The 17,867-nt window shown below is 62.3% G+C and carries 14 protein-coding genes and 1 pseudogene; 8 read left to right on the top strand and 7 right to left on the bottom strand.

All coding sequences use genetic code 11. The features are described 5' to 3' along the window. Positions 1 to 234: 234 nt before the first annotated feature. A complete protein-coding gene (locus tag P0D80_RS25655; protein WP_408287441.1) occupies positions 235 to 726 on the bottom strand; it encodes a hypothetical protein in 492 nt (163 codons plus the stop codon). 302 nt (positions 727 to 1,028) lie between these two features. Here P0D80_RS25655 and P0D80_RS25650 point away from each other — a divergent pair, with 302 nt between their 5' ends. The 3 genes from P0D80_RS25650 to P0D80_RS25640 all read left to right on the top strand — a co-directional run bounded on the left by P0D80_RS25650 (position 1,029) and on the right by P0D80_RS25640 (position 4,501). Then, positions 1,029 to 2,453, top strand: coding sequence for an aldehyde dehydrogenase family protein (locus P0D80_RS25650; RefSeq protein ID WP_408287438.1), 1,425 nt, complete (start codon positions 1,029 to 1,031; stop codon positions 2,451 to 2,453). Positions 2,454 to 2,582: 129 nt separating this feature from the next. After that, a complete protein-coding gene (locus P0D80_RS25645; protein ID WP_408287435.1) occupies positions 2,583 to 3,773 on the top strand; it encodes an NAD(P)H-dependent flavin oxidoreductase in 1,191 nt (396 codons plus the stop codon). 71 nt (positions 3,774 to 3,844) lie between these two features. After that, the gene (locus P0D80_RS25640; RefSeq protein WP_132374187.1) at positions 3,845 to 4,501 is read left to right on the top strand and encodes an OmpW/AlkL family protein; all 657 of its coding nucleotides are present in this window, start codon (positions 3,845 to 3,847) and stop codon (positions 4,499 to 4,501) included. Positions 4,502 to 4,650: 149 nt separating this feature from the next. Here P0D80_RS25640 and P0D80_RS25635 read toward each other — a convergent pair whose 3' ends face one another. The 3 genes from P0D80_RS25635 to P0D80_RS25625 form a co-directional block, all read right to left on the bottom strand. Further along, positions 4,651 to 4,854 carry a DUF1289 domain-containing protein gene (locus P0D80_RS25635; RefSeq protein ID WP_132374188.1) on the bottom strand — a complete coding sequence of 68 codons (204 nt, stop codon included), beginning with the start codon at positions 4,852 to 4,854 and terminating at the stop codon, positions 4,651 to 4,653. 159 nt (positions 4,855 to 5,013) lie between these two features. Next, positions 5,014 to 6,342: a phospholipase A gene (locus P0D80_RS25630; RefSeq protein ID WP_408287431.1), complete on the bottom strand. Its 1,329-nt coding sequence runs from the start codon at positions 6,340 to 6,342 to the stop codon at positions 5,014 to 5,016. A 277-nt stretch (positions 6,343 to 6,619) separates the two neighbouring features. Next, positions 6,620 to 7,924 carry an Nramp family divalent metal transporter gene (locus tag P0D80_RS25625; RefSeq protein WP_408287428.1) on the bottom strand — a complete coding sequence of 435 codons (1,305 nt, stop codon included), beginning with the start codon at positions 7,922 to 7,924 and terminating at the stop codon, positions 6,620 to 6,622. Between the two features lie 521 nt (positions 7,925 to 8,445). On the opposite strand from P0D80_RS25625, the gene P0D80_RS25620 reads away from it, so the two are divergent. The 5 genes and pseudogenes from P0D80_RS25620 to P0D80_RS25600 form a co-directional block, all read left to right on the top strand. Continuing rightward, positions 8,446 to 9,546 (top strand): polyamine ABC transporter substrate-binding protein, encoded by a 1,101-nt coding sequence (locus P0D80_RS25620; RefSeq protein ID WP_132374191.1) that lies wholly within the window; start codon positions 8,446 to 8,448, stop codon positions 9,544 to 9,546. Positions 9,547 to 9,638: 92 nt separating this feature from the next. Then, entirely contained in the window at positions 9,639 to 10,805 is a 1,167-nt protein-coding gene (locus P0D80_RS25615) for an ABC transporter ATP-binding protein (RefSeq protein ID WP_165923829.1), read from the top strand. Beyond that, positions 10,802 to 11,731: an ABC transporter permease subunit gene (locus P0D80_RS25610; protein WP_408176150.1), complete on the top strand. Its 930-nt coding sequence runs from the start codon at positions 10,802 to 10,804 to the stop codon at positions 11,729 to 11,731. Before P0D80_RS25615 ends, P0D80_RS25610 begins: the two co-directional genes overlap by 4 nt. After that, the gene (locus P0D80_RS25605) at positions 11,731 to 12,549 is read left to right on the top strand and encodes an ABC transporter permease subunit (RefSeq protein ID WP_132374193.1); all 819 of its coding nucleotides are present in this window, start codon (positions 11,731 to 11,733) and stop codon (positions 12,547 to 12,549) included. Before P0D80_RS25610 ends, P0D80_RS25605 begins: the two co-directional genes overlap by 1 nt. Positions 12,550 to 12,723: 174 nt before the next feature. Continuing rightward, positions 12,724 to 13,059 (top strand): annotated as a pseudogene (locus P0D80_RS25600) (fimbrial protein); the annotation flags it as partial. A gap of 159 nt (positions 13,060 to 13,218) precedes the next feature. On the opposite strand, the gene P0D80_RS25595 reads toward P0D80_RS25600, so the two are convergent. The 3 genes from P0D80_RS25595 to P0D80_RS25585 form a co-directional block, all read right to left on the bottom strand. Further along, complete coding sequence (locus tag P0D80_RS25595) at positions 13,219 to 14,625, bottom strand: methyl-accepting chemotaxis protein (protein WP_408287423.1); 1,407 nt, start codon at positions 14,623 to 14,625, stop codon at positions 13,219 to 13,221. Between the two features lie 519 nt (positions 14,626 to 15,144). After that, on the bottom strand, positions 15,145 to 16,134 hold the full coding sequence (locus P0D80_RS25590; RefSeq protein ID WP_408287420.1) for an alpha/beta fold hydrolase: 990 nt from the start codon (positions 16,132 to 16,134) through the stop codon (positions 15,145 to 15,147). A gap of 106 nt (positions 16,135 to 16,240) precedes the next feature. After that, complete coding sequence (locus P0D80_RS25585; RefSeq protein WP_408287417.1) at positions 16,241 to 17,731, bottom strand: flavin-containing monooxygenase; 1,491 nt, start codon at positions 17,729 to 17,731, stop codon at positions 16,241 to 16,243. Between the last annotated feature and the right edge of the window lie 136 nt (positions 17,732 to 17,867).

Raw genomic sequence — 17,867 nt, 5'->3', positions numbered from 1 at the left:
CGACGGTTTTTTTGTCCCACGCACGTTGATGGAGTCCGTGCATATTCTGGGTGATTGATTTCGAAGATGCATTGGCGCCATGTCGCACGACCGTGAGTTCGTGAGCGGTCTCGCTGATCGCACCATCGAAATGATGACCGATGGCGCAGCGACTTCGGCGCCAACCAAGAAGACTTCCTGTTGAATCAGGGTCTGCAGCAAGACTGACGCATCGCGGGGCCGCTACCCGCCGCACTACTGCGCGGGCGGCTGACCCGACGACAGGATTGTGCTCAACTTCGTGCCGCCGATGGACTTGCAACCCGGTGGCTTAGGCTCCGTCCACTGCACGGCAACGCCGCGCACTACCGGGCGGACCATGCGCCACGGCCAGAAGCCGAAACGCTGCGATCCGGTGTACTCGACGATCGCGTCCGCTCCGCGCACCTGGGCGTACTCAGCCATCTTGGGCAGGATGTCCTCGACGCTGCCGTAGGTGCCCTTGCCGATCTTCAGATCTTTGATGATCCTGTATTTCTGGCTCGCGGGCGGGAGATGTGCGAAGAAGCAGAAGTCACCGAGACCGCCTGGGAGATTAACCGCCGAGTGTGGCGCTGCCGTGGTGTTTAGTTCGGTCTCAGATGTGGCTTCCGCCGAAGACTCAGCCGCATGCGTGGGACTTGCCGTGATGCCGATAGCAAGCAATGCGGCAATCAGCCGAAGTTCGGAGTGTCGTGTGGGGTTCATGGTTGGTCTCAACGATGCGCGCGCCGGAGGGCGGCACTTTCTTATGAAGTCGGATAGTAAGCGAGCGAAGCGCTGCTGGCTACCCGATTGCGTGGTTTATTCGTCGCCGCGTCTGCACGTACGCTGGGCTTCTGAGACTGCCACGGCCCGAGGAGCCACTGTTCGCCGCATCACGTTGCACCGCAAAGCCCGCTTCTTCGAAGCGGGCTTTTTTCATGGCACGCGCCTCGCGCATCGGCCTTCCCCACAGCGCTGGTTAGAATAGAAGACCATTCCGGAGACACAGACAGGGACCGACCATCATGAAGACCTACGAGCAACTCTATATCGACGGCAAGTGGATCGCACCGTGCGGCACCGGCACGATCGACGTGATCGACTCGGGCACGGAAGAGATCATGGGCCGCATCCCTGAAGGCGTCGAGGCCGATGCCGAAAGCGCGATCGCCGCGGCACGCGTGGCGTTCGACGGCTGGGCCGCGACGCCCGCCGCCGAGCGCGGCGAATATCTGCGCAAGATCGCCGCGAACCTGAAAGCGCGCACCGACGAACTGGCCAGCTTGATCGCGGGCGAAGTCGGCATGCCGCTGAATCTCGCGCGCGCCATTCAGGTGGGCGGCCCCGTCTACAACTGGGGCGCGTACGCGAAGCTCGCGAGCGAATTCCAGTATGAGGAACGCGTCGGCAATTCGCTGGTGGTGCGCGAACCGGTCGGCGTGGTGGCGGCGATCACGCCGTGGAACTATCCGCTCAACCAGGTCACGCTAAAGGTAGCGGCGGCGCTCGCCGCAGGTTGCACGGTGGTGCTCAAGCCGTCGGAGATTGCGCCGCTGAATGCGTTCGTGCTGGCCGAGGCGATCCACGAAGCCGGGCTGCCGGCCGGCGTGTTCAATCTCGTGAGCGGTTATGGACCGGTGGTGGGCGAGGTGCTGGCGAGCCATCCGTCGGTCGATATGGTCTCGTTCACCGGCTCGACTCGCGCCGGCAAACGTGTGTCCGAACTGGCTTCGGCGACGGTCAAGCGCGTGGCGCTCGAACTCGGCGGCAAGTCGGCGTCGGTGATTCTCGACGATGCCGATTTTGCCGCGGCGGTGAAAGGCACGGTCAGCGCGTGCTTCCTGAACTCCGGGCAAACCTGTTCGGCGCATACGCGCATGCTGGTGCCCGAATCGCGCTACGACGAAGCACGCGCGCTGGCGAAGCAGGCCGCCGAGGCCTATGTCGCCGGCGATCCGCGCAATGAAACGACACGTCTCGGCCCGTTGGCGTCGGCGGCGCAACAGGCGCGCGTGCAGCAGTACATCGCGAAGGGGATCGAGGAGGGCGCCGACCTGGTGACGGGCGGCGCGGGCTTGCCTGATGGACTATCGAAAGGCTTCTTCGTCAAGCCGACCGTGTTCGGCCGCGTGCACCCCAAGGCGACGATCGCGCAAGAAGAAATCTTCGGCCCGGTGCTGTCGATTCTGACCTATAAGGACGAAGAGGAAGCCGTTCGGATCGCCAACGATTCGCCGTATGGTCTCGGCGGCGCCGTATGGGCCGGCAGCGACGAGCGTGCCGCCGGCGTCGCTCGGCGGATTCGAACCGGCCAGGTCGATATCAACGGCGGCACGTGGAACATGGCCGCGCCTTTCGGCGGTTTCAAGCAGTCGGGTTTCGGCCGCGAAAACGGGGTCTACGGACTCGAAGAGTATCTCGAACTCAAGTCCATGCAGTTCAAGGCGTGATTCGGTTGACCGACGTCAACCGAAGACCACACATGACCTGGACATTCGCCGGCTCATTGACCTGAAGCAACGCAGACAGCGCCCGACCGACGATTATCAGCGTTTCGATAATCCGCCATCGGGCCAGTCATGCTCACTTCTCATTCCTTCCCACCGCTCGTCATTCGCGGCCGTTCACTACTTCCGATCGTGCAAGGCGGCATGGGCGTCGGCATCTCGGCGCACCGCCTGGCCGGCAGTGTCGCCCGTGAAGGCGCGCTGGGCACCATCGCCAGTATCGACTTGCGGCATCATCATCGCGATCTGATCGAACGTTGCCGCGAGTCGCCCGATCGGGCCACGCTGGAAGAAGCCAATCTCACCGCGCTGGCCCGCGAAATCCACGCCGCCAAAGCACTGAGCGAAGGCCGCGGCATGATCGCCGTCAACGTGATGAAAGCGCTCAGCGCGCAAGCCGACTACGTGCGCGTCGCGTGCGAGAGCGGCGCCGACGCGATCGTCATGGGCGCGGGCCTGCCGCTCGATCTGCCGGACATGACCCAAGGCCATGACATCGCGCTGATTCCGATTCTGTCGGACAGCCGTGGCGTTGCGCTGGTGCTGAAGAAGTGGATGAAAAAAGGCCGTTTGCCCGACGCGGTGGTGCTCGAGCATCCGGCGCATGCGGGCGGCCATCTCGGCGTCAACAACCTGGCCGATCAACACGATCGACGCTTCGATTTCTTCCGCATCCTCGAAGAACTCGACACGGTCTTCACCTCGCTCGGCCTGAACCGTCAGGACGTGCCCTTGATCGTTGCGGGCGGCATCAATAGTCACGAAGCCGTCAGTAAGTTGCTGAGCGCGGGCGCTAGCGGCGTGCAGCTGGGCACGCCGTTCGCCGTCACCGAGGAAGGCGACGCGCATCCGAACTTCAAGCGCGTGCTGGCCGAAGCCACGCCGGAGGACATCGTCGAATTCGTCAGCGTGACGGGACTGCCCGCGCGCGCCGTGAAAACGCCATGGCTGATGCGCTATTTGCGCCACGAAACGAAGATCCGTGAAAAAGTCGGCGCGCTCAAACACGTCTGTCCGACCGCGCTCGAATGCCTCAGCGCGTGCGGCTGGCGCGACGGTATCGAGAGGTTCGGCCACTTCTGCATCGACACACGGCTCGCGGCGGCATTGCGCGGCGATGTGGCAAATGGTCTGTTCTTCCGCGGCCGTGAAGCGTTGCCGTTCGGCACGGCGATTCGCAGCGTGCACGACCTGCTCGAACTGCTGCTCACAGGCGCGACGCGACCGGCTGTCGCAGGGCGCAGGGCATTCTCGCTGGGTTGATACGCGTCAACCCGCCGCGCGACGAGAACTTCGACAATCCCCGCACGCAAACAAACAAAGCGGGGAAGCACATGAAGTACTCATCCAGAAACAGAATCAGAACAGCCGTCATCGCTTCGAGCTTGCTGTTCGCGGGCGCGCTCGCGCCGCAAGCGCATGCCGCCGGCGACGACACGATGAGCGGCATTCACGCCGGCGACGTGCTGGTGCGTCTGCGCGCGATCAGCATCATGCCGAACGTGAGCACGACCGGATCGCTGACCACGCTCAACGTGGGTGTGAACAACGCGATCGTGCCGGAGCTGGATCTGACGTACATGATCCGTGACTACCTCGGCGTCGAGCTGATTCTCGGCACGTCGCGGCATCAAGTGACTTCGAGCCTCGGCGGTCTTGGCGGCGTGAATGTGTTGCCGCCCACGCTGCTGCTGCAATATCACTTCAACCACGCGGGGCGGATTCGTCCGTATGTCGGCGCGGGTCTCAACTACACGCTGTTCTATAACAACGGCCTGAACGCGGGCGGCCAGCCGATCTCGATCACCAATCACAGTTGGGGGCCGGCGTTGCAGGCGGGCGTCGACGTGCAAGTCACCAAGTCGTTGTTCGTCAACGCGGATATCAAGAAGATCTGGATGCACACGGATGCTTCGCTCGGCGGTCAGGCGCTCGGCCGCTTGAGCATCGATCCGGTGGTGGTTGGGTTGGGTGTCGGGATGCGGTTCTGATCGTCACACGTTGCTTGCGCGCTTGATCAGCCGTAGTCGCCATGCAGGAACGCCGCGGCGCGGTTCGCGCCTCGGCGTTTTCTTTCAGGTTTCAAGTTTGAGCGCGACCCGAGCGCAACCATGCGACCAGGGACGGTGGGAATGCAATCCTACAGCTTGTCGTTCGCAAAGCGCATCGCCGAGCCTTCCTGCTCGATGCGAACCCACACGGCGCGCTTTTCCTCGTCGCTCAGGAAAACCCAGTTGGACACTTCGGTGGCAGTGCGGCCGCAGCCTTTGCAGACGTCGTCGAACAGCGTGGAACAGACGCCGATGCACGGGCTGTCGGGAAGATCGTGGAGATTCGAGGCCATCGGAAACCTTGGGGCGGAGAAGCGAAGTTCCGCTATGTTAACCGATGCGCGCGATGCGCCTCGCCATACGCGACCGGCATGGCCGCGGTTCGCGCACGGTTGGCAGCATCCGCCGCACGTTTTGCCGCATGCTTCGACACACGGTAGCGCCCGCTCGTGTCAGCGCGCGATGCTGTAGCCGATCCGCGCCATCCAGTGCTGACGGTTGTTGTAGTCGAGCAGGTCCTCGCCGTAGCCGTTGAAATAGCCCACCCAGAGATAGCCGCCCCACGCGCTGCCCAGCAGTTTGGCGAGCGGATAGGTGAATTGCGTATCCACGCTGCCGTACCAGTGCTTGGTGCCTTTGCGCAGCGTGGTCGCCAGTTGCCAGCCGTCCGGACTGCCGTATTTGACCAACAAGTCGACGTAGCCGCGATAGTCGGCGATATCGGGGTTGCTGCTCGTGCCGAGGTAGTAATAGATCTTCGGCGACACGCTCAGGTGGTTGGCCGTCAGATCGCCGAATTCCCAGGTCGGCCGGATGAATGGCATGTTGATGCTGCGCGAGTCCGCTCCGGCCTTGCCATTCGATTCGTGCGCGACGCCCGCCGCAAAACCCATGCGAGTGAAGAACGGGCTCTGCCAGCCGGTATCCGGCACGTAGTAGAACAATTGCGGCGAGTAGGTCGTGTCGCGGAACGGGCGCGAATCGGCGGACAGATCCCAGATCGAAGTTTGCGTGTACGCGAAGTACAGGTTGTCGAGGAAGGCCTTGGAGCGCAAATCGTCCGGTATCAGGATGCGGTATTTGAAGCTCAACTGCAGCCGCGCGTTCGTGTCGCCGTTGTGACCGAAGGCGATGTACATCGGATCGTAATAGGAGAGGTGCGAGAGCACACCGCGTCCCGTGGTCGCGAGCGAGTCGCCGGGCGGCGAGATCGCGTCGCCGGTCGGGCCGCCTACCACGGCTGCCGTCGCCGCGGCTTCAGCGGGTGTGGTCGCCTGGGTTTCCGCGCGTTCCGCCTCGGCAATCGCGTCCTGCTGCGGTCCGCGATTGATCGCGACGAGCGCCGGCGACGCATCGAAACCCACCGGGTCGATGCGCACCTCGCCACGCGCCGACTGCGGCCAGGGCGCCGAGAAACGCACTTTGCGGAATTGTCCCGAGCGCAGATGCAACGTGTCCGGCACGCCCGCTTCGCGCTGCAAATCGAGCGGCTGTGGTGACACTTCGCCGGCGCTCAGCGTCACGTGAATGGTCGGCGGGACGGTGATGGTCAGGGGCTTGGCGTCGTCGGCGGAGTAGAGCAGCGTGATCTGCAACGGCTCGTTGGCCGCGGCCACGCGAGCGGGTTGCAGCATCGCGACCGTTGCGCGCGCCTCGCCGGACAGCACAGCGCAGACGACGAGCGTGGCGAGCAGCGTGACGCGGGAGAAGCGCGCCATGAGTTGACGAAACTGAGGGAAGGCGTTGCGGGCAAGGCGGTCGATCGAGGCGTCAAAGCGCATGGGGCTGTCGTCCTGGAGCAAGGGCAGCGAGCGAAACGGACGCGGCAGCCATCGAAAGACGACACGTGCAAGGCACACCGGACCGATCGCGCGGAAGCGCTGAAGGGCGCAAAAAATGGGCACAAAAACGGCTGCCGCAAGAAACCCGGCAGCCGAGATGGAAACAGGCCGCACGGCCGGCGCGCCGCAGCAGCGGGCAGCGTCGCCGGTCATGGCGAGATACTCAGAGAATACTTACAAAGTCACTTCATTGACAGCCTGGTCGAGAAACGGTCTTTCAGCTGCCGAACGTCAGTTGCCACAACAATGCGCCGTTGAGCATGATGATGAACGCGGCGGACAGCCACGCGAGCACGAGCGGCGCGCCGCGCACGCGCCAGCCGCGCATTAGCGCCGCGTCCGACGTGAAGCGGATCAACGGCACGACCGCGAGCGGCAATTGCAGGCTCAGCACCACCTGGCTTGCCACCAGCAACTGATTGGAACCGTGCTGGCCGAATAGCGCGACCGCGAAGAGCGCCGGTCCGATCGCCAGCCCGCGGGTCAGCAGGGCGCGCTTCCAGCGCGGCAGCCGGATGCGCAGAAAGCCTTCCATGACCGCCTGGCCGGCCAGCGTGCCGGTGACGGTCGCGCTCAGTCCGCAGGCGAGCAGCGCCGCCGCGAACAGGATGCCGGCCCAATGCGTGCCGACGAGCGGCGCGATCAGGCGGTGGGCATCCGCGAGATCGGTCACGTCTCGATGGCTGCTCACATAGAACACGGCGGCGGCCACGATCAGCAGCGCCGCATTGATCACGAAAGCAAACGAAAGCGAGCCAAAGGTATCCAGATTGACGACGTGCAGCGCGACCTTGATCTGCGCGTCGCTGCCGTCCGGCGCGTGATGCTTGACGAGCGCCGAGTGCAGATAGAGGTTGTGCGGCATCACCGTCGCGCCGACGATGCCCGCCGCGAGCCACACCATGCCCGCATTGCGCAGCAACTCGACGCTCGGCACGCTGCCGGCGAGCGCCGCGTGCCAGTCCGGGCGCGCCAGTGCAAGCTGGACCACGAAGCACAGGCCGACGAAGCCGATCAGCGCCGCGATCACCGCTTCCAGTTTGCGGCCGCCTTTCTGCTGGAGCGCGAGCAGCGCGAAGGTGCAGACCGCCGACATCAGCACCCCGACCGTGAGCGACACGCCAAGTAGCATTTGCAATGCGACGGCGCTGCCGACCACCTCGGCGACATCGCACGCGATGATCGCAACCTCGCTGGTCAGCCACAGGAAGAGGGTGCCGCGGCGGCCCGTGCGTTCGCGGCAGACCTGCGCGAGATCGCGCCCGGTCACGACGCCCAGGCGCGACGACAGCCATTGCAGCAGCATTGCCATCAGGCTCGACAGCAGCACCATTCCGAGGAGGCGATAGCCGTAGCCGGCGCCGGCGCCGAGCGCGGTCGCCCAGTTGCCCGGATCGATATAGCCGACCGCGATCAACGCGCCCGCGCCGACGAACGAGAACCAGTGCGGCGGACGTGCCGGCCCATCGCCCGGCAGACGCCGGCGGCGGTTGGGACGCAATGCGAACGGATTCGTGTTCATCGATGCCTGAGGTTCAAGACTGCATCCTCTTGCAAGCCACGTGCCCGCTGCGTGTGCGGCGGGCGGCGCGTCGAGGCCAGGAAGCGATAACGCGATTTGCGGCGCGCTGTCGTTCGGCCTTCGAGAGCCTTCGAGAGCTATTGTGCACTGTCGAACGCTTCGCGGCTTGAGTGCGCTTCGACCTTAGCCGTCCGGCATAAAAGTCACGCCATGCGGCCATCGGTCACCACCGTTTGCGCGAGCGAGGCGCGCCCTACACGGCGTCAACTTGACAACAAGATAACGGCGCGGCCGTTAAGGGTGTTTTTTTCGGGTAGACACGCGCGCATAACCCGCTAAAATTGCGGCCAATTTTCCAGCGGTGCGGCTTGCGCTGTACCGTTTGCGCGACAGCCTGGCAATTTTTTTGGAGCGCGCAATAATTGATGGTACTTTTCGGGTTTTTCAGGGGAGCCGCGGGCGCAGTGCCGCGGCGTAGGTGGGGACGGTCGGCAACGGGCCGGTCAGGATTGGAGAACGGAATGAAAAGACGGGTAGTGGGGCAGGTGGCGGCGCTGGTCTTGTGCGCGACGCCGTGGTTGACGGCTGCTGCGAAAGACACGCAGCTCAACGTGTATAACTGGTCCGATTACATCGCCAAGGACACCATCCCGAACTTCACCAGGCAGACCGGCGTCCAGGTCAAATACGACAACTACGACAGCGACGACACGCTGCAAGCCAAGCTCCTCACCGGCAATTCCGGCTACGACATCGTCGTGCCGACCAGCAACTACGCCGGCAAGCAGATCGCCGCCGGTATCTTCGCGCCGCTCGACAAATCCAAGCTGCCGAATCTGAAGTACCTTGATCCTTCGCTGATGGCGCTCGTCGCCGGGGCCGATCCGGGCAACAAGTTCACGGTGCCCTGGGCATACGGCACCACCGGCCTTGGCTACAACGTCACCAAGGCGCAGCAGATTCTCGGTAAGAACGTGCCGCTCGATAGCTGGGACGTCCTCTTCAAGCCGGAAAACATTTCGAAGCTGAAGGCTTGCGGCGTCTCCGTGCTCGACGCGCCGGACCAGATGTTCGCCGCCGCGCTGCACTACATCGGCAAGGATCCGATGAGCACGAACCCGGCCGACTACCGCGCCGCGCTCGAGATGATGAAGAAGATCCGCCCGTACATCACGCAGTTCAACTCGTCGGGCTATATCAACGACCTGGTCGGCGGCGACGTGTGTTTCGCGTACGGCTGGTCGGGCGACGTCGTGATTGCCAAGCATCGCGCGGTCGAAGCGAAGAAGTCTTACAAGGTCGAGTATTACATTCCGAAGGGCGGCGCGCCGGTGTGGTTCGACGTGATGGCGATTCCGAAGGACGCGAAGAACAAGGAAGCCGCGCTCGAGTGGATCAACTACATCGAAACGCCGCAGGTTCACGCCGCGATCACCAACGCCGTCTACTACCCGAGCGCCAACCTCGAAGCGCGCAAGTACGTGGACAAGGACGTGGCGAACGATCCGGCCGTGTATCCGCCGCCTGACGTCATCAAGACCCTGTTCCTGCTGAAGCCGTTGCCGCCGGAAATCCAGCGGCTGCAAACGCGGCTGTGGACTGAATTCAAGTCCGGCCGCTGACCCGCGGCCAGAGTGAACGGGTAAGCATCATCATGAAGCCCTCGGTGTTCACCGGGGGCTTTGTTCGTCAAACGCCGGAGTAAAGCATTGTGATGAGTAGTGACCAGTCGGGCGCGCTGGCAGGGGCCGTCGCGCCGTCCCCGAGCCTGAACGCCGTTACAGACGACGCCACGGAGAACTTCGTCCAGGTCGTCGATGTCGTGAAGAAGTTCGGCGAGACCGTGGCGGTCAAAGGGGTCAACCTGTCGGTAAAGAAGGGCGAGTTGTTCGCGCTGCTCGGCAGTTCCGGCTGCGGTAAGTCCACTTTGTTGCGCATGATGGCCGGACTCGAAAGCGTGACCTCGGGCAAGATCCTGATCGACGGTGAAGACCTCGCGCAATTGCCGCCGTACCGCCGGCCGGTCAACATGATGTTCCAGTCGTACGCGCTGTTTCCGCACATGACGGTGGAGGGAAATGTCGCCTTTGGTCTGAAGCAGGAAGGTGTGCCGAAGGCCGAACTGAAGGATCGCGTGCAGACCGTGCTCGAACTCGTGCAGATGGGCCGCTTCGCGAAGCGTAAGCCGAATCAGCTCTCGGGCGGCCAGCAGCAGCGCGTGGCGCTCGCGCGTTCGCTGGTCAAGCGGCCCAAGCTGCTGCTGCTCGACGAGCCGATGTCCGCGCTCGACAAGCAGATTCGTCAGCGCACCCAGATCGAACTGGTCAACATTCTCGACAAGGTCGGCGTGACCTGCATGATGGTGACGCACGATCAGGAAGAGGCGATGACCATGGCGAACCGCCTTGCCGTGATGAGCGAAGGCGAGATCGTTCAACTCGGCACGCCGCACGAAGTGTACGAGTATCCGAATAGCCGTTTCTCGGCCGAGTTCATCGGCTCGACGAATCTGTTCGAAGGGCATACCGTCGAAGACGAGCCCGATCATGTGTTCATCGAAACGCCCGACCTGCCGTGCCGTTTGTATGTGAGCCACGGCATCACCGGTCCGCTCGGCATGCCGGTGACGATTTCGGTGCGCCCCGAGCGTATCGCGCTCACGCGCAAACCGCCTGAGGGCGCGTACAACTGGGGCAAGGGCGTTGTCACGAATATCGCGTACATGGGTGGCTATTCGCTCTATCACGTGAAACTCGACGCCGGCAAAACCGTGATCGCCAACGTCACGAGCCTCGCGCTGACCGAGATCGATCCGCCTACGTGGGGCGATGAAGTGTACGTGCGCTGGAGCGCATCGGCCGGCGTGGTGCTGACGTCATGAAGCGCTCGTTCAATTCTTTCGCCACGTGGCCGGTGCGGCGTTTCAATCTGACCGGCCGCACCGCGGTGGTGGCCGGTCCGTTCATCTGGCTGCTGCTGTTCTTCCTCGTGCCGTTCCTGCTGGTCGTCAAGATCAGCTTTGCCGATTTGCAGCTCGGCATTCCGCCCTACACGGAGTTGACCAAATTCGCGGACGGCGCGATTCACATCACGCTCGACCTGTCACATTACGCGTTTCTGCTGACCGACAGCCTCTATTTCGCGACCTACGTGAATTCCGTGGTGGTCGCCGCGATCTCGACGCTGTTTTGTTTGCTGATCGGCTATCCGATGGCGTATTACATCGCGCGATCGAATCCGGCCAGCCGCAATCTGCTGATGATGGCCGTGATGCTGCCGTTCTGGACGTCGTTTCTGATTCGCGTGTATGCGTGGATCGGGATTCTGAAGAACAACGGCTTGCTGAATAACTTCCTGATGTCGATCGGGCTGATTCACACGCCGATCGAGCTGTATCACACGAATACCGCCGTCTATATCGGTATGGTCTATTCGTATTTGCCGTTCCTCGTCATGCCGTTGTACGCGCATCTGGTGAAGATGGACATGACGCTGCTGGAAGCCGCCTACGATCTTGGCGCGAAACCGTGGAAGGCGTTCTGGCAGATCACCTTGCCGCTCTCGAAGAACGGCATTATCGCCGGTTGTCTGCTGGTGTTCATTCCGGCGGTGGGCGAGTACGTGATTCCCGAATTGCTCGGTGGCGCGAACACGTTGATGATTGGCCGCGTAATGTGGAATGAGTTCTTCGACAATGCCGATTGGCCGATGGCGTCTGCTGTGACGTGTGCAATGGTGCTGTTGTTATTGGTGCCGATGGCGTTTTTCCAGTACGCGCAGGCGAAGGCGATGGAGGAAAGGCGCTGATGAAGCCGAACCGGATTTTGCAGTTGATTGCCCTGGGGATCGGGTTTCTGTTTCTTTATATACCGATCGTCAGTCTGATTGTGTATTCGTTCAACGAATCGCAACTGGTCACGGTGTGGACGCGGTTTTCTACGCGCTGGTATGCGGCGTTGTTGCAGGATGACGAGCTGATCGCGGCGGCGTGGTTGTCGTTGCGGGTGGCGTTGTTGACGGCGTTTGCGTCGGTGATCATCGGCACGTGGGCCGGCTTCGTGCTCGCGCGGATGGGGCGGTTTCGCGGCTTCACGTTGTATACGGGGATGATCAATGCGCCGTTGGTGATTCCCGAGGTGATTCAGGGGATTTCGCTGCTGCTGCTGTTCATCGAAATGGCCAAGTGGTTGGGGTGGCCCGCCGGGCGTGGCATTTTCACGATCTGGATCGGGCATGTGATGCTGTGTATTTCTTATGTGGCGATCATCGTGCAGTCGCGGGTGAAGGAGTTGCATCCTTCGCTTGAAGAGGCGGCGCTGGATCTTGGGGCTACGCCGTTGCGGGTGTTTTTCTTTATTACGTTGCCGTTGATTTCTCAAGCGCTCGTTTCCGGGTGGTTGCTGTCGTTTACTCTGTCGATTGATGATCTGGTGTTGTCGGCGTTTTTGTCGGGGCCTGGGTCGACTACTTTGCCGCTGGTGGTTTTTTCCCGCGTGCGGTTGGGGTTGAATCCGGAGATGAATGCTTTGGCTACTTTGTTTATTGCGGTGGTCACGGTTGGGGTTGTGGTCGCTAATTATTTTATGCAGCGGGCGGAGAGGAAGCGGGCGGTGATGGCGGTTTGAATTTTTTGGCTTGTTATTGGGGTTGGTCTTGTGGTGTTGGCCTTCCTTCAATTCATGTCGGTCTATTAGCGTTGCCCCGCACGGGGGCAACGTTGGGGGAAACCCTCCTTTTTTCTAACCTGCGATGCGCGCGATTCGACAACCTCGTGCAAAGCATCTGGTCAGAAAACAGCCACGCCATTCAATATCGCACTAAACAATTGCGACCAAGGCACCGCCGTCAGCGTAACGCTCACCGATGCGTCCAATATCTCAAATCGTTTCACCACGCTGAGCCTTGCGCCAGACTCTACCGCGGCGGGCGTCGGCCTGCAGCTGCTGAATGGATCAACGACTATCGCCTATGGCCCAGACTCCGCATCGGCGGGCAATCAGAATCAATGGTTTGCCGGCACTGCGTCAGGCAGTTCGATGACGATTCCGCTGACCGTTCAGTACGTCCGTACGGACGACGCGCTGACCCCCGGCACGGTGCGAGGTCTGGCGACTTTCACGATGGCGTACGAGTAGGATCACCAGGCATCATCAAGCAGACCTTCCGCTCGATGTCACTCTCCGATACGTGTGAGGTCAGTTGCAGATCGCGTTGTTTGATGCGGAATGCGAACAGTGCAACTTTGTCCGAAGGCCAACACAATAAGAAACAAACCGGAACAAAACCAAAAAAACTTAAACCTTATACCCAACCCGAACCCCACCCCAATGCCGCCCGTTAACAAAAACAGGCGCCGACGCATCCTTCATCAACACAAACTCTCCACCCCCCATATCCCGCCGATACGTCTGCAGCAAAAACCGCTTGGTATGTGAAGCCGCAGCAATCCCGGTCCGGTCATCGAACATCCGCCGGTTCCGGCAATTCGCCGTATTCCAGACCACATCATCATCACGCTGCGGCAAAGAGAACTTCAGATTATGCGTCGGCAAATAACCCCGCAAATCGACAGCCGCACAAAACGCTACTCGCGGATCGAGATCAAGCAAAGGCTCCTGAATAGCCGGCAACACTCGGTCGGTCAACGCAGTAAACCGCGTCAAAAACTGCGGGGGGTTACTTCCAGCCACCGGCACATAGTGCTGATCGAACAGATCCTCAAGCGACACTTCACCACGCGCCACGGCCGTTTCGAATGCCTTGCTCACGGCGGCTGCCGCCTGCTGCACGGCCTCGATGAAACGCGTATCCGCCGTTTCCACACCGGTCGCGGCGGTCAGCTCGATCAGGGTTTCGGACACACCGAGCAGATTCCCCAAACGGTCTTTCGCCTGCACGAAGTTTTCGCTCGAATCCTCGACGCCGCTCGCCATTTCCAGCACCTGCGCCTCGAGTCCGCCGCACTGCGATTCGATCTCGCCGGTCAGCACGGCGATCTGTCCCGCCTCGTCGTTCAGATGCGCGATCGCATCGCCAGTTGCATGCACGACGTCGCCGATCTTGCGCGTGCCTTCGCGCACCCGGTGGGCCCGCGCGGTGTTCACGGAACCTTCGCTGATCAACTGCTCGGTCTGTTGCGTGAGCTGCGCCAGCGTCGTCTCGATCTGCCCGGTGGCTTGCGCGGTTTTCGCGGAGAGGTTCTTCACCTCGGCCGCGACCACCGCGAAACTCTTGCCGGAGTCGCCGGCGCGCGCGGCTTCGATCGCGGCATTCAGCGCCAGCAGATGAGTCTGACGCGCGATCAGCGAAATCTCCTCGGAGACGCGGCTTACGTGCGCCAACGCGCTGCGCAGTGCGCCGATCTGGCTTTCGATGACCGTCACGCCTTCCACGAGTCCGTGGATGTCGGCCAGCGACGCTTCGAGCGTCTGCTGCGATTCCTGCACGCCGGTCGCGGCTTCAGTGGATACGTGGCTCATTTTCCGCGCGGCAGCGGCAATGCGATGATTGCCGGCGAGCGTCTGCGCAGCCGATTCGCGCAGCGCGCGGCATACTTGCGCCTGACGTTGCACGCGCGCGGCCACTTCCTCGACGTGTCCCGATACGTCGCAGATCTCGATACCCAGTTTGCCGGCTTGCGCGGCAATATCGCCGACGACCGTGTGCGAACGGGCCGCCCGGCGAAAGCTGAAACGCGTCATGGTGGTCTCCATTGTCGACCAGAGTTGGCGCTTTAGCTGTCGGCCGGAGTTCGCGCTTTGCGCGTTACTCCGGTCCCATGCAAAGCACTTACTCTGGTCCCATGCAACAGTTTGCTGATAGTGCGCTCGGCGCATTCAGTTGGCGCAACCACCCTGAACGGATGCTGCGTCTTCTCGATGCGTTTACGGCGGACTTTCAAGCGACTTGATACGGGGTATCCCGCAGTCGTTATGATGTGCGGTCAAACTGTGATCCACAGCCTTACCCGCAGACCTTTCCGTTTCTTACCGGCAACCGATGATCGACTCCTTCGCGCGCGTTTCGGGCTGGCAACAGCTCTATCACCTGTGGCAGCTGATCGTCATGCTCTGCAAATTTCTCTGGGGACTGTTGCGTTTGCTGGGCGGCGGCTGAGCGCGTCGACGCGGCGCGAGGGAAGGGCGTGCGAGATCCGCGCGCGACGTGCACGCGCGAAGCATCGATCGAATGATTGGAACAACAGGAAGAAAGCAGCCAGGTCAGGCCGGCGCGCGACGGGTGCCTTCGTCAACTGAAACACCCGCGCCGCGCGTGCCGAGAAACGCGCGCAGATCGGCCATCACGCGCTCGGGCGCTTCTTCCATCGGAATATGGCCGAGCCCCGGATACATGACCGACTTCGCACCCGGAATGCGCCTTGCAAATTCGGCTGCGTGCGCAGTCGGAATCCAGCGATCCTTCGCACCCCACAGCACTAGCGTCGGCACATCGAGTGTCTTCAGCACGTCGGTGTCGACGTCCTTGAAGTCGAGCGTGGGCACCATCTTGCCGATCGCGGTGCGCGTGTCTTCACCGTGGAAGAACTCGACGTAACGCCGCAGCGTCACCGCGTCGATCTTGCGCGGATCGCCATAGACGTTGCGCACCGCGCTCTTGACGATGACTTCAGGCAGCAACCACGGCGAACTGACCCGCACCAGCGCGCTGTTGAACAGGGCGATGTAAATCGGCAGTTTCATCGGAAAGCCGGCCGAGTCGATCAGCACGAGCCGTTCAACGGCTTCGCGATGACGCACCGCATAGTCCCATGCAATCAGCCCGCCGAGCGAATTGCCGATGAAGGTCGCGCGCGAGATGCCGAGTGCCTGCAGGAACGTGTCGATGAAACGCCGATAGGTGGGCAGATTCATCGTTTCGATTTCACCGCTGCCGGAGCGCAGCGGTCCTGTCACGCCGAACGGCGGCAGGTCGAGGCGGATCACGCGATACTCGCGCCTGAGTTCATCGGCGACGCGATTCCACGTGTGCAACGAAGACGCGAAGCCGTGAATCATCACGATGAGTTCGCCGCTGCCTTCGTCGACGTAATGCACGTCGGCGCCCATGATCTTCACGAATCTGGAGCCGCTTTGCGTGTAGCGCCGGCGCAATTCGTCGCGCGGCACGCTGGTGATGCCGAGGCGCGCGGTGAGCGAGCGCGGCGGCAGCGGGGATGTCGAGGCGGGCGTGCCGGAGTCGATACTTGCCATGTTTTGTTGTCTCCCGTGCAGTTCGATTTTGTGGTTCGCCTGGCCGCGAATCGGATTGCATTGGCGGCGTCTCGCTCTCTCAGTCCATCAGCCGCAGCGCATGGCCTCAAGGCGCGAAGCGATAGTCGTGCGGACGCACACGCCGCGTCCGTTTGCGAAAGCTGAAGGTGAAGCCGGGCCACAAGGCGGTGACCTTGCCGCTGCGGGTCTGATACCAGCTACGACATCCGCTCGCCCACACGGAGTGCTGCATATCCTTCTGCAAACGCGCGTTGAATTCGCGTTGCACGTCGGGCCGCAGATTCATCGTGCGTGCGTTGCGGCGACGCAGTACGCGCAGGCAATCGGCGATGTACTGCACCTGCGACTCGATCATGTAGAGCAGCGAGTTGTGGCCGAGCCCGGTATTCGGGCCGACGAGCATGAAGAAGTTCGGGAAGTTCGCCACGCTGACGCCGAGGTAGGCTTCCGGCCCGTCGCGCAGCCACAGGGCGCTGAGATCCGCGCCGTCGACGCCGGTCACGTCGAACGGCGCGCCGACGTCGTTGACCTGAAAGCCCGTGCCGCAAATGATCGCGTCGGCGGGGTGATGCACGCCGTCTTCGGTCACGATGCCGTCGGCGACGATCTCGCGGATGCCGCTCGTCACCACGTCGACGTTCGGCTGGCTAAGCGCGGGATAGTAGTCGCTCGAGAGCAGCACGCGCTTGCAGCCGAACCTATAGTTCGGCGTGAGCTTGGCGCGCAGGGCAGGGTCCTTGACGCGTCGTTCGAGATAACTCAGGCCGAACTTCATCGGCACCTTCATCAGTTTCGGATTGACCACGAACGCGATGGCGCGCGATTCGAGCTGCCAGTAGATCGCGCTGCGCACGAAGCGCTGCGTGAACGGCAGATGGTGGAACAGCCAGCGGGCACGCGCGTCGATCGGCTTGTCGGGCTTGGGCATGACCCAAGGCGCGGTGCGCTGGAACAGATCGAGTTGCGCGACGCGCGGCTGGATTTGCGGCACGAACTGGACCGCGCTCGCGCCGGTGCCGATCACCGCGACGCGTTTGCCTTCGAGCGCATACGCATGGTCCCAGCGCGCCGAATGAAACAGCTTGCCTTCGAAGCGTTCGAGCCCGGCAATCCGCGGCATCGCCGGACGGGACAGCGGACCGCTTGCGGCGATCACCACATCGGCCTCGATGGTTTCGTGCACGCCGTTCACGTCGATCTCGACGTGCCAAACCTGGCGCGCTTCGTCGAAACGCGCCGCAGCCACGCGCGCGTTGCAGCGCACGTAACGCTCCACGCCATATTTGCGGACGCAGTGCTTCAGATAGGCGAAGATTTCCGCCTGGCCGCCGAACGCGCGCGACCACGCGGGATTCGGCTCGAACGAAAACGAATAGAGATGCGAGGGCACGTCGCAGGTCGCGCCGGGATAGGTGTTGTCGCGCCAGGTGCCGCCGATATCGCCAGCCGCCTCGTAAATCGTGAACGACGTGATGCCCATTCGCAGCAGACGAATCGCCATGCCGATGCCGGCAAAGCCGCTGCCGATAATCGCGATGCGTGGCGCGGCAGGTGGGGCGGATGAGGCAGGCGTCACGGCGGTCTCCGGCAGGGGGCGAGTTTCAGGCGTCTACATGTGTCTACTGCAGCATAACGCGCAGGGTAGACAACTGTGCACCTGACGTCAAGATCGTTTAGAGTACTGCTATTAAGCGCGCCAGGCGCGCATCGAT

It is taken from the genome of Paraburkholderia sp. RL17-373-BIF-A, assembly GCF_046030175.1.
Taxonomy (GTDB): Bacteria; Pseudomonadota; Gammaproteobacteria; order Burkholderiales; family Burkholderiaceae; genus Paraburkholderia.
Note: the sequence above shows the minus strand (reverse complement) of the source record. Positions and strands in the feature narration are given on the sequence as shown.